This is a genomic window from Stenotrophomonas sp. CCNWLW162, assembly GCF_037203745.1.
In the GTDB taxonomy this organism is placed as follows: Bacteria; Pseudomonadota; Gammaproteobacteria; order Xanthomonadales; family Xanthomonadaceae; genus Stenotrophomonas; species Stenotrophomonas maltophilia_AQ.
In genome coordinates, this window is sequence record NZ_JBBCBL010000001.1 from 218502 (window position 1) to 243221 (window position 24720).

The following is a 24720-nucleotide window of genomic DNA, read 5'->3' on the forward strand; positions in this document are numbered from 1 at the left end:
CGCCCAGTGCAACAGGCAAGGCTTCACGTTCGCAGCCATCGCTTCGGCCAATACGCTCATTCGCTGTACCACTCGGAGGAACCCACGCCGGAAAGGCTACAGCGTAACGGCCTCGCCCCCCGCCGCCAAGGCAGTTCAGGACCCCAGTGCGACCGCTGCCGGTTCGAGTTCGCCATCGGCACCCGTCCAGGCCTGGCGCAGGCGTTCGAAGCCACCGCTGCCCTGCAGGAAGCCTGGCCAGGCGGCATCGACGATCTGCGCCAGCAGGTCCGCTTCGATCCGTCGCGTGCCCATCGACCAGCGCGGGAATGCACGCTGCGCTACCGGCGCACGGCACAACACCTTCAGCTGCCCATGGCTGCGCGCGTTGAGGATGCGCGGGAACACCGAATCGATGCCATCTTCCGGACCTTCCAGGTATTGCAGGAAGCGCGTGCCGTCGAACATCAGCACGCCGGTGACGCCGGCTACACGATTGAATGCCGAGGCATCGGCCAGCAGGCGGTCAAGATCGGTTGTCTGCAGATCGGCGCGGGCCTCACTGGCATAGGCAATCGCGTGCAGCGACATCAGGTGGCTCCCCCCCTGGGAACGATGGTTGGGACTATGACATGAACAGGCACAACAGTTAAGCACGTCCCCGCAGGTCACTGCTCCGGTGCAATCCAGCCGTCGTGCGGCAGGTGGGCTACAATCGGCGCCGCGCTGCAGGCCCGGATGGCGAAACTGGTAGACGCATCGGACTTAAAATCCGCCGGGGGCAACCCCATGCCGGTTCGATTCCGGCTCCGGGCACCACACGCGCACAGCGCAGCACGCCGTCAGATCGCCCGCGAATAACGCGGCTGCTCATGCGCCGCACGCAGGTACGGATCGAAGCACATCGCCAGCAGCCGCAGCAGCGGTCGTCCCGGTTCACTGGCGCGTACCACACCCTCACGGTATTCGGCCAGACCGTCGTCCTGCAGACGTTGCACCGAACGCAGGTCTTCGGCGAAGTACTGCTCGAAGTCGACACCATGGCGCTGGCCCAGCACGGCACCATCCACCTCGCCCTGGCACATCAGCTGCTGGATCAGTTCCGCGCGCAGCTGGTCGTCGGTACTCAGCGCCACGCCACGCCAGACTGGCAGTTGGCCGTGGTCCACCGCATCCTCCCAGGACGGCAGGTCACGCGGATTCTGGCTGTAGGTCGCGCCGATGTGGCTGATCGCACTCACGCCCAGGCCGAGCAGATCGGTATCGTCGTGGGTGGTGTAGCCCATGAAGTTGCGATGCAGCTGGCCGGCACGCTGCGCACGCGACAGGTCCTCTTCCGGCAACGCGAAGTGATCCATGCCGATGTACTGGTAACCGGCGGCCGACAGCCTCTCCACCGCCAGCCCCAGCAGCGCCAGCTTGTCTTCCGGCGACGGCAACCGGTTTTCGTCGATCTGCTTCTGCGCGCGGAAAAGATGCGGCAGGTGCGCATATCCGTAGACCGCCAAGCGGTCCGGGCGCAGCGCCAGCACCAGTTCCAGCGTGCGCCCGAAGCCCTCCAGACTCTGCCCCGGCAGGCCATAGATCAGGTCGACGTTGACCGAGCGCATGCCGCTGTCGCGGCAGGCGCGCAGGATGTCCAGCGTCTGCTGCACGCCCTGCACGCGGTTGATCGATTCCTGCACCTGCGGGTCGAAATCCTGCACGCCCAGGCTTGCGCGGTTGAACCCCAGCCGGGCCAGCATCGCTACGTCTCGGGTATCGATGAAGCGCGGATCGAGTTCGATGGAGAAATCGCGGTGTGATGAATCGCTGAAGTCGAAACGTCGGCGCAACCCTTCAATCAGTGTGGTCATCGCCTCGGCATCGAGGAAATTCGGCGTGCCGCCACCCAGGTGCAGCTGGATGACTTCGCGACCATCCTCGAACTGCGGCGCCAGCAGGTCGGCCTCGGCCAGCACGCGCGAGACGTAGCTGTGGCCACGGCCGCGATCGCGGCTGATCACCCGGTTGCAGCCGCAGTAGAAGCAAGGGCTGGAACAGAACGGCACGTGCACGTACAGCGACAGCGCGCGGGCCAGTTGGTTGCTGTCGGCAATTGCCTGGCGCAACGCCGGCGCGTCGAAGCCATCATGGAAATGCGGCGCGGTCGGATACGAGGTGTAGCGCGGCCCCGGACGGTCGTGCCGACGCAGCAGGTCGGGGTCGAAGTTCCAGGCCAGGCCGCCAGCGGCGGGAGAGAACGTGTCCATGGCGCCAGCATCGCGCCGGGCGGCCTGCGCCGCCTTGACCCAGATCAATCCTTGGCGGGGATCCCCAGCACCGGCAGGCCGACCTGAGGCCAGCGCAGCATCTGGTAGCGCTTCCAGAAAGTGTCACCGATGCGTGCGGCCACATCGTTGGCCAGTTCCTGCATCGGCGGGTTGTTGCATTCGGCAGTGGTGATCCGGAACAGCACCAGCCAGCGGTCGAACAGATCCTTGTCCAGTTCAATGGCCATGTGCTTGGACATCGGCGAGCCTTTGAAGCGGCGCGTGCCGCGAAGCATCGCCGACCAGAAGTCGACCAGCTGCGCAAGATGCTCCGGCCAATCGTGGACGTGCGTGCCGAACACCGGCCCCAGCCGTTCTTCCTCGCGCACGCGGGCATAGAAGTCGTGGACCAGGCGGGTCACTTCCTGCTCGGTACACAGCTCCGGCGAGGCGACGGGAAGGACTGGCGGAGGTATTGCGGTCATCGGGGCACCCAAAGCTTGCCGGCAGTGTGCCGCAGCCGGCCATCACCACCGTTGATCCAGATCAATGTCGGCGCAGTCCGCTGCACCTAGGCTGGCACGCTTGCAGGAAGCATGCCCTGCGGATGCTGCGCCAGCCGGCGGAGTATACGCGCCGCCCACTTTTCGAACCGGGACAGCATGAACAGACCTTCTCCCAGCCGCCGCCAGCGGCTGATCCAGCATTGGGGCGCCATCCTCTGGCCCAGCTTCATTGCCGCCGGCGTGGCCAGCGTGGTGTTCTTCGCCTTCGTCGATCCATTGCGCCTGCAGGCGATCAGCTTTCCGGACACGGCGATCAGCCGCGAGCTGGGCTATAGCGCTGGCTTCTTCATGTTCTGGGCAGTGACAGCACTGTCCAGTGCAGTCACCTGGTACCTGCAACGACCGATGCCGAGCGACGACGACGACGAGCTGCCGCTGGGATGAGCACGACCTGCACCACAACACCCAGACCGTGGCACTGGCGAGGCCCGCTCAGCGCCGCCCTGCTGGTGCTGTTCTATGCGCTGCCGTGGCTGCGCTGGGACGGCCGCCAAGCCCTGCTGCTGGACATCAACACTCGACGCTTCGACCTGTTCGGCTGGACGCTGTGGCCTGGCGACGCCGGCGTATTGATCGGACTATTGTCGGCGCTGGCGGTGGGCTTTGCGCTGCTCACCCATCTCGCCGGGCGCATCTGGTGCGGCCACGCCTGTCCGCAGACGCTGTGGCGCCGTGCCTTCGACTGGATCGCACGCGCCGTGGCCCGCGTGCTGCCAGCATCAATGGCGCGCCCCGCCACGCAGGTGGCCTGGGGACTGTTGTCGCTATGGACCGGGATCACCTTCGTCGGCCTGTTCAGCCCCATGGCCGAACTGGTGGCCGCTGCGCCCCACGCCGACTGGAGCCGTTGGGAAACCTTTTGGGTGCTGTTCTATGCGGCCGCTACCTGGGGCAATGCCGGCTTCCTGCGCGAGCAGGTCTGCCGCTCGCTGTGCCCGTTCGCACGCATGCAGCCGCTGCTGACCGATCCACACACGCCGCGCATGCTGTACGACGCGCGTCGGGGTGAACCACGTGGGCCGCGTCCATCCGGCCTGGGCGGCGTTCTCGGCCGCGGTCGTGGCCTGCTCGATCCAACAACTGCGCAGGACTACGTGTTCCGTGCTGCGCATCCGTTGCTGGCCGGGCCCATGCCCGTCTTCAGTGCCGACCGCCTGGGCGACTGCACCGACTGCGCTGCCTGTGTCAGCGCCTGTCCGATGCAACTGGACATACGCCACGGGCCGCAGGCCGATTGCCTGGCCTGCGGCGCCTGCCTGGAAGCCTGCGCACAGCAACAGCACCAGGCCGGCTTCGGTCCGGGGCTGGTGCGTTACTGCAGTCCACAGGCGATGGTCGGGCAACCGCGGCGCTGGTGGCGACCGCGGACCCTGGGCCTGATTTCAATGCTGCTGGCGCTGCTTGCCTGCGGCGCCTGGCGCCTGCTCTGAATCAACGCGGCCCGCTGGCGTTAGGCGGGACCAGCTGTGCACGTCGGACGATGCCCAGCTGCTCGATGATCAGCGCCATTTCATTGGTGACTTCGGTACGCTCGGTCCCCTGCGGGACCAGGCGGTCCAGCACCTGCTGGTAGGTATCCCAGAACGCCGGACCGCATCCGTGTTTGTGATAGCTGGCTTCCAGTTCGCGGCGTACCCGTTCAGCCAAGCCATGCATGCCGTATTCCATACGACCTCCGTTGGACTTGTTCTGCATTGTTGACGGTCTACCGACTCACTTGCGTGCTACTGAAAGACTCCCGGGCTTCACACCCAGTTGATGCCAATTAGTCATAGATTTCACGACAGGTCAATTACATGCAGCGACATTCGTGATCGAAATTATTAATCGTTCACGAAACTGCATACGGGCCCACGGGGTCGCCGGATGGTCCGAAGCCGACACGCGACCTGTCTTGACCGCCCCACCCGCCAGTAGACGTCACTGATCGGCAATCCCGAATTGATCGAATTTGCCTATGTGGCTAAGCATACTTAACAAAAAGTGCTTAGAGTGCTAGATGCGACAGAATGCGGCGCAGATCAGATGGATTTACCTTCCGCCGCCTCAGTTACGGGGAACAGATTCGGATAGCGCTGGTGCAGGATGTATTGCCTTAACGCCGGAATTGGAAAGTCCCTGGGCCATTGCGACACTGCGGATCGGCTTATGCCGAAGAAGCGCGCCAGTTCGGCATCGGTCCGGAAGCCCAACCGGTTACGCACCTGTCTCTTGCTCCAGAATTCGGTCATGGCCGGTCCTTCTGTTAACCAGCCTTATTCTTGCCGCAAGGATTCTTCGCATTCCACGCGTTAAGCTGGCTTGCATAGATGAATACTCTCGGCCAACGACTCGCCACCGCCATGAAGAAAGCCGGGCATCCACGCCCGGCCGACCTGGCCCGCGCCGCGCACTCGACGACGGCAACCATCAGCAACTGGCTCAACGACCATGTCAGCCCCTCGCATGTGAAGGCCGAACAGCTGTTCCGCATCGCCGATGCGGCCAAGCTGGACGCGCGTGAACTGCTGTACGGCATCAGCGGGCTCGGCGTCGGTGAGCCCGGCAATGCCTACATCCCCAGCCAGGCCCACCTGGACGTCTGGCAGGACGCCTACGAACTGGTCAGTCACCTGGTTGCCGAGAACGGGCTGGAGATCGATCACCGCCGTCACGCGGCGCTGGACCTGCTCGCGTTCGAGCTGTTGATGGACGGCTTCAGCCGCAGCAAGGTCGCCCGCGTGCTGATGACCTCGATGACGTGAGCGCACCGCCGCTGGTAGCATGGGCGGCGATGGGGATGGGGCTCCCCCGATAACCGCCTGAGAAGGCTGATGGCTCCTGCCAGGACGAACCCGGCGTTCGTCGACGGCAGGTCGTGCCTGCCCTCGCCGTTCGCCGTCGAACCAGCGAATCCGCACGCGAGGCACGCCATGCAAGCTCTGAACAATTACTTCCTGGTCTTCATTGGCGGCGGTCTCGGCGCCTGCCTGCGCCATGCCTGCAACCTGATCGGCGCGCGGGTGGCGGTCGGCAGCCCCTGGCCGTGGTCGACCTTCCTCATCAACATCAGCGGCGCACTGCTGATGGGCGTGGTGGTCGAGGTCTTCGCGATGCGCAATGGCGCCTCGCCGCAGCTTCGCCTGCTGCTGGCCACCGGCATCCTCGGCGGCTACACCACGTTTTCCACCTACGCGCTGGAAATCGGCCTGCTGCTGCAGCGCGGCCAGCACGGACTGGCGGCGTTGTATGCCGGCGGCTCGGTGGCACTGGGCCTGGCCGGCCTGTTCGGCGGGATGAAGCTGGCCCGGCTGGTGCTGGGCTGAGGCTCAGGCCGCAGTGGCACGGGCACGGGCCTGCCCGCGCCACTGCCGTGGCGACTGCCCGGTGTGCGCCTTGAAGGCGCGCGACAACGCCGCTTCGCTGCCATAGCCCACGTCGTCGGCAATCCGCTTCAACGGCCTACCCTGGCGTAGTGCCTGCTGCGCCAGGCCCACCCGCCAGCCCTGCAGGTACTGGCCCGGAGTGGTTCCCATGGCCTCGCGGAAGCTGGCCGCGAACACACTGCGCGACATGCCGGCGACATCGGCCAGATCTTCCAGCGTCCACGCCTGTGCCGGTGATTCGTGCATGGCCACCAGCGCCAGCCGCAGTCGCGGATGACCGAGCCCGGCAAACAGGCCACCGCGCATCTCGCCACCTTCCATCAGCTGGCGCAGCACCTGGATCATCACCACCTCGAACAAGCGGTTGACCATGGCCGCACGGCCACAACGCTGCTCGAAGGCCTCTTCGAACAGCAGTTCCAGCGCCGCGTGGCCGCCATACAGATCCGCCAGCGGCAGGCAGATGAAATCCGGCAGTGCCGCGCTGATCGGATTGAGCCGGCCCCCTTCGAAATACAGGTTGGCGCAGGCCATGTCGGCGCCGAGCTGCGGGTCGGTGCTGAAGCGGTGCGGCATCGGTCGCGGATACAACAACAGGCTGGGCACCTCGACCTGCACGACCTGCATGGCCTGCTGGCCGTGCCTGACCTGCACCGGCCCGCGCCGCACCAGGTGCAGCTGGCCGGCCTCATCTTCACTCTCCAGGGTGTTGATACCGCACAGCGCACCCGCATGGAACACCGAGGCGGTGACCGAAAAGCGCTCAAGCAGAATGGCGAGACGGTCGACCATAACGAGACTCCGGATCAAGCGGAAATGGTTCAATACGTCAGATCGTATCGGAATCGCCACTGTGATGGACGATTGAACGCTGTCCGCCCCGGACTCTCACCCATCCTGCAAATTGCGGATCGCCACGAAGCCCTCCGCCGCCGCAGGCGCAACGAAGTGGCGGGTGATCTGCTCGAACGCTTCATCGCTGGCCTGGAACGGGTGCTCACCGCGTGCGTTGCGGGCACGCAGCCGCGCCTTGCAGATGGGGTCGGGAACATCGAGAAAATGGAGCTGATGGGCAACGCCGGCCGACGCGAACAGTTCGCGGCCCCGTGCACGGGTGCCGGGTCCACGGCTGCCAGGCAATCCCCTGCGGCAGTGCAGCGCGCGCAGGATTTCGCCGGGTTCTATGCTCGGCGCGATTCCCGGATGGAATGACCGTGATGCGTCCCTTGCTTCGATGCACCCTCGCCCTCGGCCTGCTGCTGTCTTCGACACCATTGCTGGCCGCACTACCCACTGCACCGCGCACCCTGAGCGGAGAGCTGCAGAGGGCACCGTGGCGGCTGGATGTGCCAGCGAACTGGAATGGCGACCTGGTGATGCTGGCCCACGGCTATGAGCCGGCAGGCATGCCACGCACTACGCCGATGACCGCCAATGACAGCACCGCACCATTGCTGGCCGCTGGCTACGCCGTCGCACAGAGTGCCTATGCCAGCCAGGGCTGGGCGGTGTCCGATGCGATCAGCGATATGGAACGGCTGCGCCAGCACGTGCTGGCTGAACTCGGGCACGTGCGCCAGACATGGATGCTGGGATTCTCGATGGGTGGCGCCGTGACGATCGGCAGCCTCGAGCGCTTCCCGCAGCATTACGCGGGTGGGGTCTCGTTGTGCGGCGCCAATCTCAGTGGTGAACGGATCGCGGCCGACCTGCTGACCACGCTGGTCGCGTTCGACTATTTCTTCCCAAAGGCCGAGGGCCTGCCAAGGACCGGCCTTGTATCGCGCGAAACCGCCACCCTGCCGCAGGGCGAGTTGTACCAGGGTATCGCCAACGCGCTGCAGCGCCCACCGTCACATGCGGCCTTGCTGGCGCGGCGGCTGCAGGTCTCCACTGAAGACCTGGCCGGCACGATCAGCCTGCACGCACTGGTCCTGCATGAGCTGGCCACCCGCAGCGGCGGAATGCCGACCGGCAATGCCGGCATTGTCTACAGCGGCTTTGGTGATGACGCCGCATTCAATGCCGGCGTGCAGCGCATCGATGCCGTGCCTTCCGCACAGGCCCATGCGCGCGGAAATCCTGCACTGACCGGTGCGTTGAAGCGACCGCTGGTGATCCAGTTCAACCACAACGACCCGACCATCGTGCCGCACATGCAGGCGGTGTATCCGCAACTGGCCGCACAGGCTGGTGCCCATCCGCTGCCGCAGGTGCTGCCGGCCGTGGGCGAAGGGCATTGTGGCTTCTCTGAAGCGCAGGTGGTCGAAGCATTGAAGGCGGTGCAGCGCTGAGGCCGGCGCATGCCGCAGCGCATCAGGACCGTGCCGGTCGGGCTGCTATGGTAGCCCGGCCCATTGAAGGGCAGACAAAGGACTGACGTGATGATCAAGACGACCTTGAAGACCGTGATGCTCCTTGGCATGGCCGTGACCGGCCTGGCCTTCGCCGCCGGAACCTGCGAGTTCTGCACGCTGAAGTACGAGCAGTGCCTGCGCACTTCGCACGGACCGTTGGGCAAGACTGCGGAGCAGTGCCTGGCCGAGTACAGGATGTGCCGTGAAATGGACTGCCCGTCTCCCTGATTGGCGCCCAGCCGGCTCCTGCGGGAGCCGGCTCAGCCCACAGCGATACCGATCACTTACGTTGCAGGAACTGGTGGGTTTCCCAATCTCGACTGACCGCGCACCTGTCCGGCATGCACGAAGGCGAGTGGCTGGGCTTCGACACCTCGATGTCCTTCGACCACAAGGGCCTGGGTCTGACCCGCACGGCGCTGCATGATGCGCGCGGCCCGATCGGGGCGTCGTCAACCGCCCAGCGTTCCCATGGTGAAGGTGTAACCGGAAGTCATCAGGAACTCGCGCATGCGCATCTCCGCGCGCCGCGGTGAGGCCAGGTTTGCCGGGGCGTACAGGGCATAGACCAGGCCCGATCCTTCGATATGCTCGCGGCGGACCTCGCAGCGGGCGGTTTCCGAGGCAATCACCCATCCGTCTTTCAGCCGATCCGGCCCGATGGATTGCCCGTTCTTCAAACGGAAGGTCAACCAGCGCACATCTGCCATGATTTTGCTCATTTCCGATTCGCTCCGTGCCCGAAGCGATCCGAGGTGTCCTTGCTCGCCATTGCAGCTCCCTAAGACGTGGAACTCGACCATAACGCCTTTCCATGTCGCAGGTGGCTGAGACTGACCCCGCGGCTCAGGTCGCCAGGGTGAACAGTCGCCACAATGCCTCGCGCCCCGGCGGAGTCAGGCGTAGTTCGCGCCGGCCCTCGACGCGTCGGAGCCAGTCGTTGCTCACGAAGCTGTCCAGCATCGCCTCGCCGACCAGGCCCGCCAGATGTGGACGCCGCTCGGTGCAGTCCAGGCACCCCCGGCAGTAGCGCGCGGGCTTGGCCGTGACCGGCTGCCGAAGTACATCGGCCAGTGGCTGGCCCAGTCCTCGCAGGAAGTCAGCGCCGTGCTCACTCACCCGCCAATGTCCCTCACCCGGCAGCACATGACCCGCCCTCAGCAGATGCTCGGTGATGGCCACCGCGTGCACGCCGGCCAGGTGTCGATAGCAGGAACGTGCCTGGCGCAGCGCCGGCAGGGTGCGCGATGCTGCAGCCGTGCACGAGGGCGTACGATCGGCCACGCGCAGGATGCCTTCGAGCATGTCGGCCACCTCGCTTGAGGCCAGCCGATGGTAGCGATGGCGCCCTTGCGCGACGGCAACGAGAAGGTCGCCCTCGACCAGCCTGCGCAGGTGCGAGCTTGCCGTCTGCGGCGTCACCCCTGCCACGCGCGCCAGTTCCATCGCGGTGTAGGCACGCCCATCCATCAATTGCAGCAGCATGGCGGCGCGCGCTTGGTCACCGACCAGGGCACCAACGCTGACAAGGGAACCGGAGGTGTGGACCATGACCGCATTGTGGCACGCCCCCGTATACCGATAGTTCGATGCAGGCCGAAGCGTCGGCGGCCACTGCCACGTCAAAGTTGCCGCCCCAACACCGTGAGACCTGTCGTGAAGAATGCTTCGATCCATCGTCGCTGCATCACCCCTTCGGTCCTGTATCCAGGCACACCGGTGCTGTTGATGACCACGCTGAACGACGACGGCAGCAGCAACATCAGCCCGCTTTCTTCGTTCTGGGCACTGGGCAATCGCGTGGTGCTGGGCCTCGGCGTGCAGGGCCAGGGCTACCGCAATCTGCAGCTGCGCAACGAGTGCGTGCTGAATTTTCCTTCGTCCGCGCAGGCCGCGCAGGTCGAGGCCATTGCAAGGGCGACCGGCTGTGACCCGGTGCCGGCCGCCAAGCAGGCGATGGGCTACGTGCACGTGCGCGACAAGTTCGCCTTGGGCAGGTTCAGTGAAGTCGCATCGACGCAGGTCGCGCCGATGGCGATTGCCGAGTGCCCATTGCAGGTAGAAGTCAGCGTAATGGCAATGCACCCGTCTGGCGGGGACGATGGCCAGGGCTTTGTGATCGTCGAAGGTCGTATCCGCTGCGTGCATGCCCACGAGGACATCACCGTGGCCGGCACCCAGCACATCGACGTGGCGCGCTGGAAGCCGTTGATCTATCTGTTCCGTCACTACCTGGGCGTGAGCGAAGTGATCGGGCGCAACTTCCGCGCGGAGACGCCGATGCGCGATCCCGCCTAGCGACCAGGACGGTTTCACCCTGTAGGTCGAGCACGCGCGTGATCCATAGCCTCGCCCCCAATGCGGCAACCATGCTGCCACGATTCGAGCCGGCACTTGAGCTGGGCGTTCGCGCTGGATGCCTTGCCGCAGCCGCTGACGCAGGCCACGATTCAGGCGTTGGCCCGGCGGTAGCTGTGATCAACCTTGAACATTCACGGGCAATCCGTCCGCCAAAGAAAAAGCCCTGACCAGAGTCAGGGCTTTTCAATATGGAGGCCTCAAGCGGAATCGAACCGCTGTAAACGGATTTGCAATCCGGTGCATAGCCACTCTGCCATGAGGCCAACGTACTGCGCGTCAGGAACTGAGCCCTGACATGACAAAACCCCGTGATGGGGCCTGTCCGAACATGGAGCGGGAAACGAGACTCGAACTCGCGACCTCAACCTTGGCAAGGTTGCGCTCTACCAACTGAGCTATTCCCGCGTAAGCCGCTATGGTACCGGAAACCCGGAACACACACCAGCGATTTCACATTTCTGACTGCGCGCAAAGCCTTGTGGCCCAACGGGCCCCGCCTTGCCGTGGCGGGAGAAAAACAAGGCCCCTGACGGGGCCCTGTAGAATCTGGAGCGGGAAACGAGACTCGAACTCGCGACCTCAACCTTGGCAAGGTTGCGCTCTACCAACTGAGCTATTCCCGCAGATTCTCCGACCTGCGTCGAAGGAGCGCTATTGTGTCCAAATTCCTTCACGCCGTCAACAGTATTCACACCCTGCGGTCACAGGCGTCCGCACTGGAGTACGCTGCCCCGCCCAGCCCCGTTCGCCCATGTTCCTTCGCGGCAAGCCCCTGTTGATCGCCCTGGCGCTGCATCTGCTGGTAGCGCTGCTGTACTGGGCACTGATTCCGCTGGGAATGAACTGGTATCGCGACCATTTCGGCTTCACCTCCCATCGCGACATCGGTCTTGGCATCGCCCAGTTCTATCTGTTCTATGCGTTCCTCGGCGCCCAGCCGCTGATCGCGGTACTGCGGCCGCTCTTCGCCAAGCTGCTGGTGCTGGCGATTCCCTTGGCGTTCGCGACGTGGACGCTGATGCACCACCATCCGCTGCGCCTGGTGTACTTCACCGTTGGACCTGGCCTGCTGGCACTGGCCGCGATCTTCGCCACCCTGCACTTTGCAGCGCGCGGCACAGCACTTCCCGCACCGGACGCCCCCCATGCCTGAGCGCTACATCCGCCTGTTCTGGCTACTGGTCGCCATGACCTGGCTGGCGCTGATCGCCGCACTGGTCAATGCTGGCTTCACGCCGGACTACTGGCTGCTGCGCCACTTGGAAGGCGGCACACTGCCCTACCCGACCAGCACCGTGATCGTGTTCGCGCTGCTGAGCACCGTCGAGCTGGTGGTTGCCGCACTGATCGTGCAGCCCTGGAAACTGGGGCGGCTGTGGTTGCGCCTGCTGATCGCCTTCGTGCTGCTGCTGGCCTGGTCGGTACCATGGCTGCTGTCGGCGATGCACCAACCACCGGTGCAGGGCATGCACCTGCTGTGGTTGCTGCTGCTGGACGTTGGGCTCCTGCTGGCGCTGTGCGTGGTGTCGCTGGTCAGCGTCCTGGGACGCATTTCCGGCAGGAAGAAGACCCCGACTGCGGTTCCTTAAGGCGCTGGATCCGAGGCCTTCACCGCTTCATTTTCGGATCTCTTGCATGGATTGCGGCAGGCCGATGCAGGAAGGTTGAGGATCCGCCAGCGACGAGCGCCTGAATCGTGCCCCTGTCCATCGCATTCCGTGCCGCCCCTGCCATCTGGCCGTTCGTATCACTCATCTGGCTACTGCTGGTTGCTGCACTCATCCATGCCGGCTTCAAGCCAGACTACTGGAAACTGCGTCACATCGAGTCCGGGACGCTGCCCTATCCCATCGGCTCGGTCATCACGTTCGCGCTGATCATCCTCGTGGAAATGACAGTGCTGGGCCTGGCTGTGCAGCCATGGCGGTTCCGCCGCCTGTGGCTGCGGATCCTGATCAGCCTCATTCCATGGCTGGGGTGGAACGTCCTATGGGGCTTGGCTGCCATGCATCAATCCCCCGTGCGCGACGTCCATTCGAACTGGCTGCTCGGCATGAGCGCCATCCTGCTGCTGGCACTGCTCGTGGTTGTTCCGGCCTCACTCTGGCCTCGCCTGCGACGCTGGCTCGGGAACTAAGGCCCGCGCCTACTTCCGGAACTCCACCCGCACATGCTGGCCGAAGCGCGCCTTGGCGTTGCCATCAAACTCCAGCACGCACTCCACTACCTTGGCCACGCCACGCCCGGCGTCTTCCGGCAGACGCGCCTGCGCGAACACCGGACTGATGCGCACCACGCGTGCGGGTGGCAGTGAGCCGGTGTTCTCTGCGCCATCACTGTCCGGCACAACGATGGCATGCATCCCCACCTGCACGGCATCGGCGTAGGCCGCACTGAGTTCGGCACGCACCTGCAGCGGGCGTGCCGGCAGCAGCGAGATCGCCGGCTTGCCACCCTGCACGAATGCGCCGAGTCCCGGCACCTGGCCGACCACGGTGCCAGCCTCCGGTGCGCTCAGCGACATCTGCTGCAGTTTCAGTTTCGCGTGCTCCAGCTTGTGCTGGGCCATGTCAACTTGCGCACCGGCCACGTCGACATCGGCGCGCACACCGACCAGTTGCTGCTTGGCTGCATCGGCCTGCTGGTTGGACGACACGCCTTCGCTGGCGCCGGTGGACAGGCGAGTCGCATTGCGCTCCAGTTCGCGCAGCTGCGCCTGGCTGCCCTTCAGACGGTCATTGGCCAAGGCGAGATCAGCTGTGGCCATCGCTACTTCCTGCTGCAGCAGCGCGCCATCCAGCGACAGCAGCAGCTGTCCCTTCTTCACCATGGCGCCCTCCTTCACCGGCGCGGCAGTGATCGAGCCATCCACCGGCGGTGCCAGCGCGATCAAACCGCCCTCGACGTCAATGATGCCGCGCGCAACCGCGACCTTGCCGGCGGCAGCAGTGCTGGCTTTGCCGGCGGATGCTGGGGCAGGCGCCTCCTTGGAACAGGCGCCGAGCAGCAATGCTGCGGACAGGGCCAGGCTGAGGGGGAGCAGGTACGGCGTCTTGATCATGGGGCGGACTCTACAGTTTCGTTCTGGCGGCGATCGTCACGGACCATGCCGTCTTCCATGGCGATCACCCGATCGGCATGCCGGATCAGGCGCGGATCGTGGCTCACGCACAGCACGGTGGCGCCATGCGCACGTGCGTAGCGATGCAGGATGTCGATCACGCGCTGGCCGTTCTCGGCGTCCAGCGCGCTGGTGGGTTCGTCGGCGAAGATCAGCGTCGGCGACTTGGCGAAGGCACGGGCAACGGCCACACGCTGCTTCTCGCCGCCGGACAGCTGCGCCGGACGCATGTGGCTGCGATGGCTGAGGCCCACTTCTTCCAGTGCCTTGCGCGCCAGCGGTTCGCTTTCGCGATTGCTCATGCCTCGATAGCCCAACGGCAGCTGCACCTGTTCCAGTGCGGTCAGCGCCGGAAACAGATTGAAACCCTGGAACACGAAGCCGACATGGTGCAGGCGGAATCGCTCCACTTCACTGCGCGTCATGTGGCCCACGTCCTGGCCGAGTGCGTGCACGCGGCCGCCATCGGGCGCAGACAACCCAGACAGCAACGACAGCAGCGTGCTCTTGCCGCAACCAGACGGACCGGACACGAGGGTCAGCTCACCGGGGTAGATGTCCAGCGAGAGGCCGCGCAGCACCGGCACCTGCACATCCCCGGACATGAAACCCTTTTCCAATGCATCGGCCTGCAGGGTCGGGGCGACGGCGCGTGTAGAAGTCATCGGCCGGCCCTCAACGCAGCAGCAACGATGGATCGGAGCGGACGACACTGCGCACCGCCATGATGCTCGACAGCATGGCCATCACCGCCACCAGTGCCACGCATCCGATGATGACCATCGGCGTCAGCTGCACCGGTACGCGCTGGGTCTGCGCGATCAGCAACACCGCGGTACTGAAGGCCGCCGCCAACAACATGCCCACGCCGCCGATCAACAGTGCCTGCTCGAACACCACCCGCGCCAGCGCATAGCGACCGGCACCGAGGGCATTGAGCGTGGCGTACTCGCGTACCGAACCGGCCACCACCGAAGCAAACGACTGGTTGGTGATCACCGCACCGACAAAGCAGACGATGACCGCCATGAACAACACCGCGATGCCGGCACCGGTATCGAACAGCCAGTATTGCTGCGAGCGGCTGGCGAACTCCGGTGCGGTCCAGAACTCGACCGGCGTTGCCTGCCCCATCGACGCGGCCAGACGATCACGCACGCCGTTGGCCAGGTCCGGCGAGCGCAGGCCCGCAACGAAATAGGTGCTGCCCTCATGCGGATCGGTACCGGCGATGGCGCGCGCGGTATCCAGCGAAGCCAGTACGTTGACGCCACCAAGGCCACGCAGGCCCGCTTGTGCGGCAACCACGCGCACCGCCTTGCCGTTGATCCAGGCACGGTTGTTCTGCAGGTCCACGCCCAGCGTATCCAGATCGGCACTGTCGACGATCACCGCACCCGGCTCACGCAGCTGCGCGCGCAGGTCGGCGGGCAGGATGCGCGCGAACATCATCGCATCGTCCTGCGTGGAGATACCCGACAGGTACACCGACACGTTGCCGGTACCCTGCGCGCTGGAACGCCATTCGCCATCGACCCATTCGTAGGGCTCGACGCGGGTGACATCCGGGTCCATGCGCAGGTGACTTTCGACATCCGCGCTGATTGCATGGCCGTAGTTCACGCTCTGGGTGCCGGGAAAGCCGGCCCAGATATCAGCGGAGGATGCCTTCACGTAGATCGCGGCGGTACCGAAGATGCCCAGTACCAGCGCCGCCTGCACGATCAGCAACACCCCGGCGAAACACATTGCCAGCACTACCGGCAGGAACCGGCGCCACTCATAGGCCAGGGTCTTTCGGGCCAGCGCGATCATTGCTGTTCGCCCTCACCCTCAGTCGGCAGCGGTGCACCACCAAGCGCGCGGTACAGCGAAGCAAACGCGAGCACGCGCGCGCCCTGCGCACCGATCAGATCGGCCTGCGAGGCCAGTGCGGCACGCTGAGTGTCCAGCCCATCGAACTCGCTGGACAGGCCCAGCTGCACCTGCCGCGCCTGGCGCTTGACCTGCTGGCCGGCGGCATCATTGGCCGCACGCAGCGACTGGATGCTGCTGTCCTGGCGTGCAAGGCTGCCGAGCGCGCCTTCCACCTCACTCACGCCTTCCAGTACCGCTTTGCGGTAACCGAGCAGCGCGGCATCCAGCTGCTTTTCATCGGCATTGAAGCGCGCGCGACGCTGGCCCCAGTCCCACAGCGGGATATCGACGTACGGGCCGATCGAGGGACTGGAGTCGGAGTTGGAGCGGGCGTTCTGGGTGAGGTTGTAGGCGTACAGGATCGAGCCGCCGAGGCTGACCCGCGGATACATCGCAGCGCGTGCGGAGCCCTTGCTCGCCGCCGCCTGCATCACCTCCGATTCGGCCAGCAGAATTTGCGGGCGATGACGCAGCAGATCCGCCGGCACCTGCTGCAGCGAGAACGTACCCAGCTTTGGCGGCGTGCGATAGGCCTGCCAGGTCGGATCCGGGCCGTCGCGGCCCAGCAGCAGGGCCAGCGCACGGGCAGCGTTGTGCGCATTCTCGCGGGCCTGCGCCGTAGCTGCCCGGGTCGCCGCCTGGCGTGCACGCAGACGATCAAGTTCGCCCGGCTCATCCAGGCGCAGGCGCTGGCGCACCAGGGCCAACTGTTCGCCGCGATCATCCACAGCCTGCTGCCGGGCCAGCAGGTCCTGCTGGGCGTGTGCCACGGTCAGGTCGAGATAGTTGCGCACCACGTCGGCGATCACCGCCACCTGCGCGGCGCTACGCAGCGCCTCGGCATTGCCAGCCGAGGCCTGCGCGCTCAGCTGCGCACTTTCGGCGGCGCCGAACAGGCCCAGGTCCCATATCGCTTCGATGCCGGCATGGAAATAGGTGTCGACTGCGGCGGCATCCTGCACCTGCTTGGCGCTGGCTGAGATTTCCGGCAGGAAGCGCGAATCCGAAGTGCCGGCGACGATCCGAACGGCCTGCAGGCGCAGCGTGGCCTGCTGCAGATCGAGGTTGCCGGCGATGGCCTGATCGACCAGCCCGTCCAGCGCCGGGTCGGACAGCGCTTTCCACCACTGCTTGGCGTCGACGGCCACACCCTGGCTCTGTGGCACCTGGGTCCAGGTGCTGGGCGTGCGGTCAGGCAGGTCCGGAACCGGCACCGACATGCAGCCGGCCAGGGCCAGGCTGGCCAGAAGCGCGCCGGGGCGCAGCACCGCATGCAGGGAGAATCCGCGCCCGGTCCTGGGCACTGCAACTGGAGTGATACGCCTGACCACCAGCCCGCCAACGTGTAGAAGGAGCATGAAGGCTACCGTGCGATTGTGGAGCGAACATGGAGAATTGGTCCGAAAAAGGTCACAGCACGCGTGCGGTTCAGGCAGTGCTGCCCCAGCCTTTCACCACGCTTTCAGCGCGTTCTCGACACGGAACACTGGACGGCTTTCACGACGTATTGCACATTGCGGCACTGCCTTGCTTCGGTGCTGCCTGCCCGTGAAACGCCCCCGCCGCTGGCTACTGATTGGCTCGATCACGACAGTGACTGTCGGCGTGATCGCGCTCGTCCTGACCACCCCACTGATCTCGAACGCCATGCTGCTACTGATGGAGCGCAGCAACTTCATCCCCGGTGAATCTTCGATCTTCACGTTCGAGCCATATGCCATCAACCAGGGATCGTCGAACTACTGGTTGTACGGAAAGGATCGAACCTACTATTACCACTTCACCTACGAAGACGATGTTCCCTACGTCTACATCCCGCAGGACAACCGCTGCCCTGGTTTCGACCGACAGGATGCCCTGACCTGGTGCAGCGCCCTGCCCGGCAAGGCACGCTAGCGCGGCAGTGGTGCAACCGGTGTGACAAACGAAAAACGCCCCCTTGCGGGAGCGTTCTTCTTGAATCTGGAGCGGGAAACGAGACTCGAACTCGCGACCTCAACCTTGGCAAGGTTGCGCTCTACCAACTGAGCTATTCCCGCAGATTCCGTTCGACCTGCGTCGAAGGAGCGCTATTGTGTCGATATTGCTGCACGGCGTCAACAGGAATTTTCACGTGACGTGAGGGGCAGCGTTCAGGCGTCCCCGCCTGCTCCCTTCACGTGCGCAGGCCGCGGCGATGGAAGTAGATCTGCTCGGCGATGCGCCGCGTGGCGGCCTTGTGCAGCAAGGCATTGAGCGGCCAATCGGCCTGCAGGTGGTCCATCCCCCAGCGCAGCAGGCGCTTGCCATGGAATGCCGGCGCCACCTGCTGGGCCACCCGTTCCGCTTCCGGCCCTTGGCCACGCAGATGGCGGGCAATCGCCTCGCCGACCGCCCAGCCATGCCGCCACGATGAGTGGATGCCCCCGGCGGACAACGGCGAGACGATGCCTGCGGCGTCGCCGGTCAGGATCAGGCGAGCGTCGGTGATCGGCCCATCCGGCCGACCACACGGCACCAGCCCGGCGCGGGTGGCCGATGGACGCGAAGAAGGCGGAATGCCGACCACATCGCGCACATGCTCAAGGAAGCCATCGATATCAGGCGGCCGCACCTGATTCGGGTCATGGCGCAGCGCCAGGCCGACCTGCAGCCCGGTCGGGTTCTGTGCGACCCAACCGATGTAGCCCGGTGCAAAGCGCTTGCTGACGAAGCAATGCAGTGCATCGCCCTGCGGTAGCTGCAGGCCGGCGAACTCACGTTCGACGCCATGGAGATTGTCGCGCACGTGGCCGAGGCCGGTGCGCTGGGCCACGCGCGAACGCGCACCATCGGCGCCGACCAGATAGGCGCATCGCCCTGCCCCTTCCACCTGCCAGCCATCACCGCTGCGATGGGCGTCGGTGAAGGAGTGCTGCAGGCGCAGGTCGACACCATTGGCCGTCAGTTCGCTGGCCAGCCAGCGCATCAGGCTCGGCGTATCGGTGGTGAGGAAGTAGTAGCCCGGTGCGGCCAGCAGCACGCTGCGCAGGTTCGGCGCATACAGGCGCACATTCGCGACGCGTTGCACCAGGTGTTCGGGCATGCGCCCCAGCCAGGTCTGCTCCATCGCTTCCTTCACCACGATGCCGGTGGTGTGCAGGCGCTCGCCGGGATCGGCTTTGCGTTCGAGCACGCAGACGCGCAAGCCGTACTGGGCGGCGGCCAACGCACAGGCGGCACCGGCGAAACTGGCGCCGACAATGATCACATCGTGGTCATAGGCGGAGGATTGATGAGGCATCGCGGCGTCACCCTGGGAAAGAAGGACGCAGCATCGAACCTTCGCGTGGTGCGGCGATGGGGTGGCGGTGAAGTGGGGATGAAGCGCGTTGGAGGCAAACGAAAAACGCTCCCTTTCGGGAGCGTTTTCCTGAATCTGGAGCGGGAAACGAGACTCGAACTCGCGACCTCAACCTTGGCAAGGTTGCGCTCTACCAACTGAGCTATTCCCGCTTGGGAGGCGAAATTCTACCTATTCCAAGGATGGCGTCAAGCGCTTTTTTCGGAGATCTGCGATGCGCCTGACATTGCGTATCCACGCCATGCGTGGATAGGCGCATCGATGGGGTCAGTGCCCTTTCCTGCGGAAAGGGATCCGACCCCGGGGCTCAGTTGCCCAGCTTCTTCTGCCGCGCCCGCTCGCGCGCAGCGCGCTCGTCATCGCGCAGGCTCGGCCAGGCGGCATGCAGGTACTGCAGGCCCGACCACAGGGTCAGCACCGCGGCAATCGCCAGGGTCCAGTCGCCGATGTGGAACACCGGCCAGCCCATCCAGATGTCCTGCACCGGCACGTTCGGCGCCACCGAATACAGCAGGCACAGCAGTGCAACCATCTGCGCCGTGGTCTTGACCTTGCCGATCATCGCCACGCGCACCTTGGCGCGCTGGCCCAGCTCGGCCATCCACTCGCGCAGCGCCGACACCGCAATCTCGCGGCCGACGATGACCGCCGCCCAGAACGCCATCCACGGCGTCGGGTGGCCCTGCACGATCAGGAACAGCGCCACTGCCACCATCAGCTTGTCTGCGACCGGGTCGAGGAAGGCGCCGAAGGCCGACTCCAGCTGGTAACGGCGTGCGATCCAGCCATCGAGCCAGTCGGTGATCGCGGCCAGGCCGAAGATCGCCGCCGAAGCGAAGTTGGTCCAGGTGTAGGGCAGGTAGAACACCAGCACCAGCACCGGGATCATCACGATCCGCAACAAGGTCAGCCAGGTGGGCAGGGTCAACTTCATGCTTGCGTGCTTCTCTCTCTACTCGGCCGGATCAGGCGTGGCCAACCCGTGCAGGTTAGCGTAGATACGTGCCGCGAGGGCGTCATTGATGCCTTCCACCTTGGCGATTTCCGCTTCACCAGCGGCTTTCAGGCCTACAAGACCACCGAAATGCTTGAGCAGGCTGGCACGGCGGCGCGGGCCGATACCGGGAATGTCCTCCAGCTTGCTGGTCATCCGTGCCTTCTGGCGGCGGCCGCGGTGCCCGGTGATGGCGAAGCGGTGGGCCTCGTCGCGCACCTGCTGGATGAACTGCAGCGCCGGGTTGGCCGCGCCAGGACGCAGCTCGCGGCCATCGGGCATCACCAGCGCTTCGTGGCCGGCACGGCGCTCCACGCCCTTGGCCACGCCCACCAGCAGCACGCCTTCCACGCCGAGGTCGGCCAGCGCGGCCTGCGCCTGCGCAAGCTGGCCGGCACCACCATCGATCAGCAGCACGTCCGGCAGCACGCCCTGCTCTTCCACTGCACGGCGGAAGCGGCGGTCGATGGCCTGGCGCATGGCGGCGTAATCGTCGCCCGGCTCGATGCCGCTGATGTTGAAGCGGCGGTACTGCGCACGCACCGGGCCGGCGGCGTCGAACACCACGCACGACGCCACGGTGGCCTCGCCCAGCGTATGACTGATGTCGAAGCATTCGACCCGCTTGACCGGCTCTGCCAGACCCAGCATGTCGCGCAAGGCATCGCTGCGCGCGTGCTGCGCATTGCGGCTGTTGAGTTCGGTGGCCAGGGTCAGCTGCGCGTTGCGGCTGGCCAGTTCCACGTAGCCGGCGCGCTCGCCGCGCACGTTCCACTTCAGCTGCACCTTGCGCTCGGCCGAGGCCGACAGCGCAGCGACCAGCAGGTCGGCGTCGGGAATCTCGCGGTCCAGCAGGATCTCGCGCGGCGGTTCGAATTCGATGTAGTACTGCGAGACAAAGGCGGCCAGCACTTCTTCCGGGCTTTCTTCGCCATTGGTGCGCGGGAAGAACGGGCGGGTGCCGAGATTACGACCATCACGGAAGGCCAGCAGCAGCACGCAGGCCTGCGAGCCCTGCATGGCCACGGCCAGCACGTCCAGGTCGGCGGCGCGGCCATCCACGTACTGGCGGGTCTGCATGCTGCGCAGTGAAGAAATCAGGTCGCGCAGGCGTGCGGCCTGCTCGAACTCCAGCGCCTCGCTGGCGGCCTGCATCTGTTCGCCCAGTTCGCGGGTCAGCTCGTCGCTCTTGCCTTCCAGGAACAGCGCGGCGCGGCGCACCGATTCGGCGTACTCCGGCGCCGGCACCAGCTCCACGCAGGGCGCGCTGCAGCGGCCGATCTGGTACTGCAGGCACGGCCGCGAGCGGTTGCGGAACACGCTGTCCTCGCAGCTGCGCAGCTTGAACAGCTTATGCATCAGGTTCAGCGTTTCGCGTACTGCGGTAACGCCGGGGTACGGCCCGAAGTAGCGACCGGGAATGGCACGCGGCCCACGATGCAGCGCGATGCGCGGCCAGTCCTCGCGGGTCAGCAGCACATGCGGATAGGTCTTGTCGTCGCGCAACGAGACGTTGTAACGCGGCGACAGTGATTTGATCAGCTGGTTTTCCAGCAGCAACGCCTCGGCTTCCGAGCGCGTCACGGTCACGTCCATGCGCGTGATCTGCGAGATCATCGACATGATCCGCGCGTTCTTCGGGCTGCCGTTGAAGTAGCTGCCGACACGGTTGCGCAGCGCGCGCGCCTTGCCTACGTACAACAGGGTGTCGTCGGCAGCGTACATGCGGTACACGCCGGGGGCGGTGCTGAGCTGGGCCGCGAAGGCCTTGCCGTCGAAGACCGGAGCGGATACGTCGGTCATTCGCTGATCGGGACTTCGCTGAGCACGCCGCTGTCGGGGTCGAAACGCAGCACGGCGTGGGCATCGGTCTCGGCGATCCACACCGCGCCCGCACCGGCTGCCAGACCGGCCGGACCATGCAGGCGGCGCGGCAGCGGCTGGGTGGTCAGTTCACCACCGCCGAGGCGCAGGGTGCGCAGGCGGCCGTTGCCCGTATCCGCGATCCACAGCAGTGGCGCATCCGGGCTCAGTGCCATCGCCTGCGGAAACTGCAGGCTGGCCTGGGTGCGTGGGCCGTCCTCATTGCCGAAGCGCCAGGGCCCCTGCCCGACCAGCGTCTGCACCAGGTCGCCACGCAGCTGCAGCGCACGGATCGAGGAACCCAACGCGTCGGCCACGTACAGCACCTGCTGCACCACGGCCAGTGCGGTGGGCTGGGCAAAGGCAGCCAGGTGACCGCTACCATCGCGTTCGTCGATGGAACCGCTGCCGGCGCGCCACTGCAGGCTGCGCTGGCCCAGGTGGTAGCTCCAGATGCGGTTGTCGCCGGCCATGGCGATGTGCAGCTGGTTGTCGGCGATGGCCAGGCCGACCGGATGATCCAGCGACACCTGCCTGGCCTGTGCGACCGGACCTTCCACCGGCGCACCGGGACGGCCGTTGCCGCACAGGGTATCGACGATCCCGGTCAACAGGTTGATGCGGCGCACGGCATGGTTGCCGGTGTCGGCGACGTACAGCGAATCGCGCTCCAGCACCAGCGCCTGCGGGCGGTGGAAGGCCGCCTCGGCGAGGTTGCCATCCATGAAATCGGCGGTACCCAGCCCGAACTGGCGCAGGATGCGGCCACCGTGGCTGCATTCGAGGATGCGGTGATGGCCGCTGTCGGCGATGTACAGGCGTTCGGTGCTGACCGCCAGGCCGAGCGGGAAGCGCAGCGCGTGGCGCGGCTCCGGATGCAGTTCGCTGCCACCGCGCGGCGGCGCCGATGGCGCGCCCTCGCACAGTGCATTCAAGGCACGCTCCAGTTCACCCGGCGCGCCCTGCCCGACCAGCCGTTGTTGTTCGCGCCCCTGCGCATCCAGCAGCACCATGGTCGGCCAGGCGGTGACACCAAAGCGGCGCCAGCCATCCCAGTCGGCATCAAGCAGCACCGGCATCGTCAGCCCCTGGCGGCGCAGCAGCTTCAGTGCGGCACCGGCCTCGCGTTCGAAATCGAAGCGAGGCACCTGCAGCACCAGCGGTTGCAGCTTGCCGGGGTGGCGCGACAGCCATTGGCCGAACTCGGCCAGGCGTTGCGCGCTCCAGGCGGAAGCCGCGTTGACGAACAACAGCGCCACCGGCCGACCGCGCAGTTCGGTCAGGGTGCAGGGGGTGGCATTGAGCCAGGTGGCGAACTCGGGCAGGTCCGGGACGGGCTGGACGTTCATGGCCCGATTATGCCGGAGTCGGCGTCATGCAACAGTCGTGCCACGGCACGTTTTGCAGCATCGTCGACCAGTGTCCAGACCTGTTCGAAGTGATCGTTGCCGCCGGTGTAGGGGTCCGGGATCGCAACCCGGCCCTCTCCGCCGGACCACGGCAGGTACAGCGCCAGGCGTTCGCGCTGGGCGGGTGTGGCCAGGCGACCTGCATCGCGCAGGTTGGCTTCGTCGGCGCACAGAATCCAGTCGAAGCGGTCGAAATCCACGGCCTGCAGCTGGCGCGCACGCAGGCTGCCAATGCCCACGCCGTGCCCGGCCGCGCAGGCGATCGCGCGCCGGTCGGGCGGCTCACCCACGTGCCAGTCGCCGGTGCCCGCCGAATCAACCTGCACCCGCCCCGCCAGCGGCGAGGCCTCCAGGCGTGCGCGCAGCGCACCTTCGGCCATCGGCGAACGGCAGATGTTGCCGAGGCAGACGACCAGCAGCTTCATCGTGCGGCCATTGCCTGCAGCAGCACTTCGGCGCGCTCCAGGTCTTCCGGGGTGTCGATGCCGGGCGGGAACGGTTCCGGCGAGATCGCCACGCTGATCGGATAGCCAGCTTCCAGCACGCGCAGCTGCTCCAGTGACTCGACCTGCTCCAGCCGGCCCGGCGGCATCGCGGCGAACTGCTGCAGGAAACCGGCACGGTAGCCGTAGATGCCGATGTGGCGCAGCCAGGCATGGCCCTCCGGCAACGTGTCCCGGCTGCGCGCGAAACCATCGCGGTGCCAGGCGATCGGTGCGCGGCTGAAGTACATCGCCTCGTTGCGCACGTTGCGTACCAGCTTGACCACATTGGGGTCGAACAGGGTGTGCGCGTCTTCAACAGTGGTCGCCAGGGTCGACATCGGCGCATTGCCACCGACCAGTGCCTCGGCCACCGCACGGATGCCGGCCGCGGGTGCGAACGGCTCATCGCCCTGCAGATTGACCACAACGGTGTCGTCGGCCCAGCCGGCAATGCGCGCGCATTCGGCCAGGCGGTCGGTGCCGGACGCATGCGAGGCGGCGGTCATCGCCACCTTCACTTCGGCCAGGCCGGACAGTGCGTCGGCGATGCGTTGATCGTCGGTGGCGACCCAGACCTCGCCGGCACCGGCCTGCAGCGCGCGGCGCGCCACATGCAGCACCAGCGGCTCACCGCCCAGCAGGCGCAGCGGCTTGCCCGGCAGCCGCGAGGCGGCATAGCGGGCCGGAATGGCGACGACGAATTCGGTCATGCGGGCGGTACTCGGCAGG

At 65.9% G+C, this 24720-nt stretch carries 29 protein-coding genes, 6 tRNA genes, 1 pseudogene and 1 riboswitch; of the genes and pseudogenes, 12 read left to right on the forward strand and 24 right to left on the reverse strand.

Features of this window, described 5'->3' with window-relative positions:
- Positions 1 to 135 precede the first annotated feature (135 nt).
- Entirely contained in the window at positions 136 to 570 is a 435-nt protein-coding gene (locus V9K93_RS01065; protein ID WP_046984924.1) for a BLUF domain-containing protein, read from the reverse strand.
- A 141-nt stretch (positions 571 to 711) separates the two neighbouring features.
- On the opposite strand from V9K93_RS01065, the gene V9K93_RS01070 reads away from it, so the two are divergent.
- A tRNA-Leu gene (locus tag V9K93_RS01070) sits at positions 712 to 798 on the forward strand.
- 23 nt (positions 799 to 821) lie between these two features.
- On the opposite strand, the gene hemN is transcribed toward V9K93_RS01070, so the two are convergent.
- Positions 822 to 2231, reverse strand: a complete 1410-nt coding sequence (gene hemN, locus V9K93_RS01075; RefSeq protein WP_337301961.1) for an oxygen-independent coproporphyrinogen III oxidase — start codon at positions 2229 to 2231, stop codon at positions 822 to 824.
- A 44-nt stretch (positions 2232 to 2275) separates the two neighbouring features.
- Positions 2276 to 2716: a group III truncated hemoglobin gene (locus V9K93_RS01080; RefSeq protein WP_337301962.1), complete on the reverse strand. Its 441-nt coding sequence runs from the start codon at positions 2714 to 2716 to the stop codon at positions 2276 to 2278.
- A 177-nt stretch (positions 2717 to 2893) separates the two neighbouring features.
- On the opposite strand from V9K93_RS01080, the gene V9K93_RS01085 reads away from it, so the two are divergent.
- Positions 2894 to 3181 (forward strand): hypothetical protein, encoded by a 288-nt coding sequence (locus V9K93_RS01085; RefSeq protein ID WP_046984922.1) that lies wholly within the window; start codon positions 2894 to 2896, stop codon positions 3179 to 3181.
- Positions 3178 to 4227, forward strand: a complete 1050-nt coding sequence (locus V9K93_RS01090; RefSeq protein ID WP_337301963.1) for a 4Fe-4S dicluster domain-containing protein — start codon at positions 3178 to 3180, stop codon at positions 4225 to 4227. The genes V9K93_RS01085 and V9K93_RS01090 overlap by 4 nt, the downstream gene beginning before the upstream one ends.
- A 1-nt stretch (position 4228) precedes the next feature.
- Here the strand turns inward: V9K93_RS01090 and V9K93_RS01095 are convergent, their stop codons facing one another.
- Positions 4229 to 4465 (reverse strand): hypothetical protein, encoded by a 237-nt coding sequence (locus V9K93_RS01095; protein WP_012510634.1) that lies wholly within the window; start codon positions 4463 to 4465, stop codon positions 4229 to 4231.
- Positions 4466 to 4818: 353 nt separating this feature from the next.
- Positions 4819 to 5028, reverse strand: coding sequence for a helix-turn-helix domain-containing protein (locus tag V9K93_RS01100; RefSeq protein WP_046984920.1), 210 nt, complete (start codon positions 5026 to 5028; stop codon positions 4819 to 4821).
- Between the two features lie 111 nt (positions 5029 to 5139).
- Between V9K93_RS01100 and V9K93_RS01105 the strand changes: the two genes are divergently transcribed.
- Together V9K93_RS01105 and crcB are read left to right on the forward strand one after the other, a co-directional pair.
- A complete protein-coding gene (locus tag V9K93_RS01105) occupies positions 5140 to 5541 on the forward strand; it encodes a helix-turn-helix domain-containing protein (protein ID WP_012510633.1) in 402 nt (133 codons plus the stop codon).
- Positions 5542 to 5563: 22 nt separating this feature from the next.
- A riboswitch (Fluoride riboswitch) is annotated at positions 5564 to 5627 on the forward strand.
- An 82-nt stretch (positions 5628 to 5709) separates the two neighbouring features.
- Positions 5710 to 6102 (forward strand): fluoride efflux transporter CrcB, encoded by a 393-nt coding sequence (crcB, locus tag V9K93_RS01110; protein ID WP_012510632.1) that lies wholly within the window; start codon positions 5710 to 5712, stop codon positions 6100 to 6102.
- Between the two features lie 3 nt (positions 6103 to 6105).
- On the opposite strand, the gene V9K93_RS01115 is transcribed toward crcB, so the two are convergent.
- Both V9K93_RS01115 and V9K93_RS01120 read right to left on the reverse strand, forming a co-directional pair.
- Positions 6106 to 6954 carry an AraC family transcriptional regulator gene (locus V9K93_RS01115; RefSeq protein ID WP_295378061.1) on the reverse strand — a complete coding sequence of 283 codons (849 nt, stop codon included), beginning with the start codon at positions 6952 to 6954 and terminating at the stop codon, positions 6106 to 6108.
- 96 nt (positions 6955 to 7050) lie between these two features.
- Positions 7051 to 7284 (reverse strand): annotated as a pseudogene (locus tag V9K93_RS01120) (P-loop nucleotide/nucleoside kinase family protein); the annotation flags it as partial.
- Between the two features lie 95 nt (positions 7285 to 7379).
- On the opposite strand from V9K93_RS01120, the gene V9K93_RS01125 reads away from it, so the two are divergent.
- Positions 7380 to 8456: an alpha/beta hydrolase family protein gene (locus tag V9K93_RS01125; protein ID WP_337301964.1), complete on the forward strand. Its 1077-nt coding sequence runs from the start codon at positions 7380 to 7382 to the stop codon at positions 8454 to 8456.
- Positions 8457 to 8546: 90 nt separating this feature from the next.
- The gene (locus tag V9K93_RS01130) at positions 8547 to 8747 is read left to right on the forward strand and encodes a hypothetical protein (protein ID WP_046984916.1); all 201 of its coding nucleotides are present in this window, start codon (positions 8547 to 8549) and stop codon (positions 8745 to 8747) included.
- Positions 8748 to 8971: 224 nt separating this feature from the next.
- On the opposite strand, the gene V9K93_RS01135 is transcribed toward V9K93_RS01130, so the two are convergent.
- Together V9K93_RS01135 and V9K93_RS01140 are read right to left on the reverse strand one after the other, a co-directional pair.
- Positions 8972 to 9241, reverse strand: coding sequence for a hypothetical protein (locus V9K93_RS01135; protein ID WP_046984915.1), 270 nt, complete (start codon positions 9239 to 9241; stop codon positions 8972 to 8974).
- Between the two features lie 124 nt (positions 9242 to 9365).
- A complete protein-coding gene (locus V9K93_RS01140; RefSeq protein ID WP_136638757.1) occupies positions 9366 to 10070 on the reverse strand; it encodes an ArsR/SmtB family transcription factor in 705 nt (234 codons plus the stop codon).
- A gap of 105 nt (positions 10071 to 10175) precedes the next feature.
- On the opposite strand from V9K93_RS01140, the gene V9K93_RS01145 reads away from it, so the two are divergent.
- Positions 10176 to 10817 carry a flavin reductase family protein gene (locus V9K93_RS01145; RefSeq protein WP_136638758.1) on the forward strand — a complete coding sequence of 214 codons (642 nt, stop codon included), beginning with the start codon at positions 10176 to 10178 and terminating at the stop codon, positions 10815 to 10817.
- A 252-nt stretch (positions 10818 to 11069) separates the two neighbouring features.
- On the opposite strand, the gene V9K93_RS01150 is transcribed toward V9K93_RS01145, so the two are convergent.
- From V9K93_RS01150 to V9K93_RS01160, 3 genes are all read right to left on the reverse strand, one after another.
- Positions 11070 to 11143: transfer RNA gene (locus tag V9K93_RS01150), tRNA-Cys, on the reverse strand.
- A gap of 66 nt (positions 11144 to 11209) precedes the next feature.
- A tRNA-Gly gene (locus tag V9K93_RS01155) sits at positions 11210 to 11285 on the reverse strand.
- A 142-nt stretch (positions 11286 to 11427) separates the two neighbouring features.
- A tRNA-Gly gene (locus V9K93_RS01160) sits at positions 11428 to 11503 on the reverse strand.
- Positions 11504 to 11631: 128 nt separating this feature from the next.
- Here V9K93_RS01160 and V9K93_RS01165 point away from each other — a divergent pair.
- The 3 genes from V9K93_RS01165 (at position 11632) to V9K93_RS01175 (ending at position 13017) form a co-directional block, all read left to right on the forward strand.
- Positions 11632 to 12033: a hypothetical protein gene (locus V9K93_RS01165; RefSeq protein WP_337301965.1), complete on the forward strand. Its 402-nt coding sequence runs from the start codon at positions 11632 to 11634 to the stop codon at positions 12031 to 12033.
- Positions 12026 to 12469 carry a hypothetical protein gene (locus V9K93_RS01170; protein ID WP_046984911.1) on the forward strand — a complete coding sequence of 148 codons (444 nt, stop codon included), beginning with the start codon at positions 12026 to 12028 and terminating at the stop codon, positions 12467 to 12469. The genes V9K93_RS01165 and V9K93_RS01170 overlap by 8 nt, the downstream gene beginning before the upstream one ends.
- A gap of 107 nt (positions 12470 to 12576) precedes the next feature.
- Positions 12577 to 13017 (forward strand): hypothetical protein, encoded by a 441-nt coding sequence (locus tag V9K93_RS01175; protein WP_248298461.1) that lies wholly within the window; start codon positions 12577 to 12579, stop codon positions 13015 to 13017.
- 9 nt (positions 13018 to 13026) lie between these two features.
- Here the strand turns inward: V9K93_RS01175 and V9K93_RS01180 are convergent, their stop codons facing one another.
- Genes V9K93_RS01180 through V9K93_RS01195 form a run of 4 tightly spaced genes read right to left on the reverse strand, consistent with a single transcriptional unit; the run spans position 13027 to position 17276 of the window.
- A complete protein-coding gene (locus V9K93_RS01180; protein WP_136638759.1) occupies positions 13027 to 13941 on the reverse strand; it encodes an HlyD family secretion protein in 915 nt (304 codons plus the stop codon).
- Positions 13938 to 14666, reverse strand: a complete 729-nt coding sequence (locus V9K93_RS01185) for an ABC transporter ATP-binding protein (RefSeq protein ID WP_046984909.1) — start codon at positions 14664 to 14666, stop codon at positions 13938 to 13940. Before V9K93_RS01185 ends, V9K93_RS01180 begins: the two co-directional genes overlap by 4 nt.
- 10 nt (positions 14667 to 14676) lie before the next feature.
- Complete coding sequence (locus V9K93_RS01190) at positions 14677 to 15816, reverse strand: ABC transporter permease (protein WP_136638760.1); 1140 nt, start codon at positions 15814 to 15816, stop codon at positions 14677 to 14679.
- On the reverse strand, positions 15813 to 17276 hold the full coding sequence (locus V9K93_RS01195) for an efflux transporter outer membrane subunit (protein WP_337301966.1): 1464 nt from the start codon (positions 17274 to 17276) through the stop codon (positions 15813 to 15815). Before V9K93_RS01195 ends, V9K93_RS01190 begins: the two co-directional genes overlap by 4 nt.
- 190 nt (positions 17277 to 17466) lie before the next feature.
- On the opposite strand from V9K93_RS01195, the gene V9K93_RS01200 reads away from it, so the two are divergent.
- The gene (locus V9K93_RS01200) at positions 17467 to 17814 is read left to right on the forward strand and encodes a hypothetical protein (protein WP_248298462.1); all 348 of its coding nucleotides are present in this window, start codon (positions 17467 to 17469) and stop codon (positions 17812 to 17814) included.
- A 67-nt stretch (positions 17815 to 17881) separates the two neighbouring features.
- Here V9K93_RS01200 and V9K93_RS01205 read toward each other — a convergent pair.
- The 8 genes from V9K93_RS01205 to kdsB all read right to left on the reverse strand — a co-directional run bounded on the left by V9K93_RS01205 (position 17882) and on the right by kdsB (position 24701).
- Positions 17882 to 17957, reverse strand: a tRNA-Gly gene (locus V9K93_RS01205).
- Between the two features lie 116 nt (positions 17958 to 18073).
- Positions 18074 to 19180 (reverse strand): NAD(P)/FAD-dependent oxidoreductase, encoded by a 1107-nt coding sequence (locus tag V9K93_RS01210; RefSeq protein ID WP_337301967.1) that lies wholly within the window; start codon positions 19178 to 19180, stop codon positions 18074 to 18076.
- A gap of 136 nt (positions 19181 to 19316) precedes the next feature.
- A tRNA-Gly gene (locus tag V9K93_RS01215) sits at positions 19317 to 19392 on the reverse strand.
- 155 nt (positions 19393 to 19547) lie between these two features.
- Complete coding sequence (pgsA, locus tag V9K93_RS01220; protein WP_004152330.1) at positions 19548 to 20174, reverse strand: CDP-diacylglycerol--glycerol-3-phosphate 3-phosphatidyltransferase; 627 nt, start codon at positions 20172 to 20174, stop codon at positions 19548 to 19550.
- Positions 20175 to 20192: 18 nt separating this feature from the next.
- A complete protein-coding gene (uvrC, locus tag V9K93_RS01225; RefSeq protein WP_046984501.1) occupies positions 20193 to 22037 on the reverse strand; it encodes an excinuclease ABC subunit UvrC in 1845 nt (614 codons plus the stop codon).
- Entirely contained in the window at positions 22034 to 23446 is a 1413-nt protein-coding gene (locus V9K93_RS01230; protein WP_046984502.1) for a nhl repeat protein, read from the reverse strand. The genes uvrC and V9K93_RS01230 overlap by 4 nt, the downstream gene beginning before the upstream one ends.
- Positions 23443 to 23931, reverse strand: a complete 489-nt coding sequence (locus tag V9K93_RS01235) for a low molecular weight protein-tyrosine-phosphatase (RefSeq protein ID WP_136638763.1) — start codon at positions 23929 to 23931, stop codon at positions 23443 to 23445. The genes V9K93_RS01230 and V9K93_RS01235 overlap by 4 nt, the downstream gene beginning before the upstream one ends.
- A complete protein-coding gene (gene kdsB, locus V9K93_RS01240; protein WP_136638764.1) occupies positions 23928 to 24701 on the reverse strand; it encodes a 3-deoxy-manno-octulosonate cytidylyltransferase in 774 nt (257 codons plus the stop codon). Before kdsB ends, V9K93_RS01235 begins: the two co-directional genes overlap by 4 nt.
- Between the last annotated feature and the right edge of the window lie 19 nt (positions 24702 to 24720).

Bases quoted from the DNA above. Each gene is read 5' to 3' on its own strand.
- V9K93_RS01065 (WP_046984924.1), bottom strand. From the start codon at position 570: ATGTCGCTGCACGCGATTGCCTATGCCAGTGAGGCCCGCGCCGATCTG.
- hemN (WP_337301961.1), bottom strand. From the start codon at position 2,231: ATGGACACGTTCTCTCCCGCCGCTGGCGGCCTGGCCTGGAACTTCGAC.
- V9K93_RS01080 (WP_337301962.1), bottom strand. From the start codon at position 2,716: ATGACCGCAATACCTCCGCCAGTCCTTCCCGTCGCCTCGCCGGAGCTG.
- V9K93_RS01085 (WP_046984922.1), top strand. From the start codon at position 2,894: ATGAACAGACCTTCTCCCAGCCGCCGCCAGCGGCTGATCCAGCATTGG.
- V9K93_RS01090 (WP_337301963.1), top strand. From the start codon at position 3,178: ATGAGCACGACCTGCACCACAACACCCAGACCGTGGCACTGGCGAGGC.
- V9K93_RS01095 (WP_012510634.1), bottom strand. From the start codon at position 4,465: ATGGAATACGGCATGCATGGCTTGGCTGAACGGGTACGCCGCGAACTG.
- V9K93_RS01100 (WP_046984920.1), bottom strand. From the start codon at position 5,028: ATGACCGAATTCTGGAGCAAGAGACAGGTGCGTAACCGGTTGGGCTTC.
- V9K93_RS01105 (WP_012510633.1), top strand. From the start codon at position 5,140: ATGAAGAAAGCCGGGCATCCACGCCCGGCCGACCTGGCCCGCGCCGCG.
- crcB (WP_012510632.1), top strand. From the start codon at position 5,710: ATGCAAGCTCTGAACAATTACTTCCTGGTCTTCATTGGCGGCGGTCTC.
- V9K93_RS01115 (WP_295378061.1), bottom strand. From the start codon at position 6,954: ATGGTCGACCGTCTCGCCATTCTGCTTGAGCGCTTTTCGGTCACCGCC.
- V9K93_RS01125 (WP_337301964.1), top strand. From the start codon at position 7,380: ATGCGTCCCTTGCTTCGATGCACCCTCGCCCTCGGCCTGCTGCTGTCT.
- V9K93_RS01130 (WP_046984916.1), top strand. From the start codon at position 8,547: ATGATCAAGACGACCTTGAAGACCGTGATGCTCCTTGGCATGGCCGTG.
- V9K93_RS01135 (WP_046984915.1), bottom strand. From the start codon at position 9,241: ATGAGCAAAATCATGGCAGATGTGCGCTGGTTGACCTTCCGTTTGAAG.
- V9K93_RS01140 (WP_136638757.1), bottom strand. From the start codon at position 10,070: ATGGTCCACACCTCCGGTTCCCTTGTCAGCGTTGGTGCCCTGGTCGGT.
- V9K93_RS01165 (WP_337301965.1), top strand. From the start codon at position 11,632: ATGTTCCTTCGCGGCAAGCCCCTGTTGATCGCCCTGGCGCTGCATCTG.
- V9K93_RS01170 (WP_046984911.1), top strand. From the start codon at position 12,026: ATGCCTGAGCGCTACATCCGCCTGTTCTGGCTACTGGTCGCCATGACC.
- V9K93_RS01180 (WP_136638759.1), bottom strand. From the start codon at position 13,941: ATGATCAAGACGCCGTACCTGCTCCCCCTCAGCCTGGCCCTGTCCGCA.
- V9K93_RS01185 (WP_046984909.1), bottom strand. From the start codon at position 14,666: ATGACTTCTACACGCGCCGTCGCCCCGACCCTGCAGGCCGATGCATTG.
- V9K93_RS01190 (WP_136638760.1), bottom strand. From the start codon at position 15,816: ATGATCGCGCTGGCCCGAAAGACCCTGGCCTATGAGTGGCGCCGGTTC.
- V9K93_RS01195 (WP_337301966.1), bottom strand. From the start codon at position 17,276: ATGCTCCTTCTACACGTTGGCGGGCTGGTGGTCAGGCGTATCACTCCA.
- V9K93_RS01210 (WP_337301967.1), bottom strand. From the start codon at position 19,180: ATGCCTCATCAATCCTCCGCCTATGACCACGATGTGATCATTGTCGGC.
- pgsA (WP_004152330.1), bottom strand. From the start codon at position 20,174: ATGAAGTTGACCCTGCCCACCTGGCTGACCTTGTTGCGGATCGTGATG.
- uvrC (WP_046984501.1), bottom strand. From the start codon at position 22,037: ATGACCGACGTATCCGCTCCGGTCTTCGACGGCAAGGCCTTCGCGGCC.
- V9K93_RS01230 (WP_046984502.1), bottom strand. From the start codon at position 23,446: ATGAACGTCCAGCCCGTCCCGGACCTGCCCGAGTTCGCCACCTGGCTC.
- V9K93_RS01235 (WP_136638763.1), bottom strand. From the start codon at position 23,931: ATGAAGCTGCTGGTCGTCTGCCTCGGCAACATCTGCCGTTCGCCGATG.
- kdsB (WP_136638764.1), bottom strand. From the start codon at position 24,701: ATGACCGAATTCGTCGTCGCCATTCCGGCCCGCTATGCCGCCTCGCGG.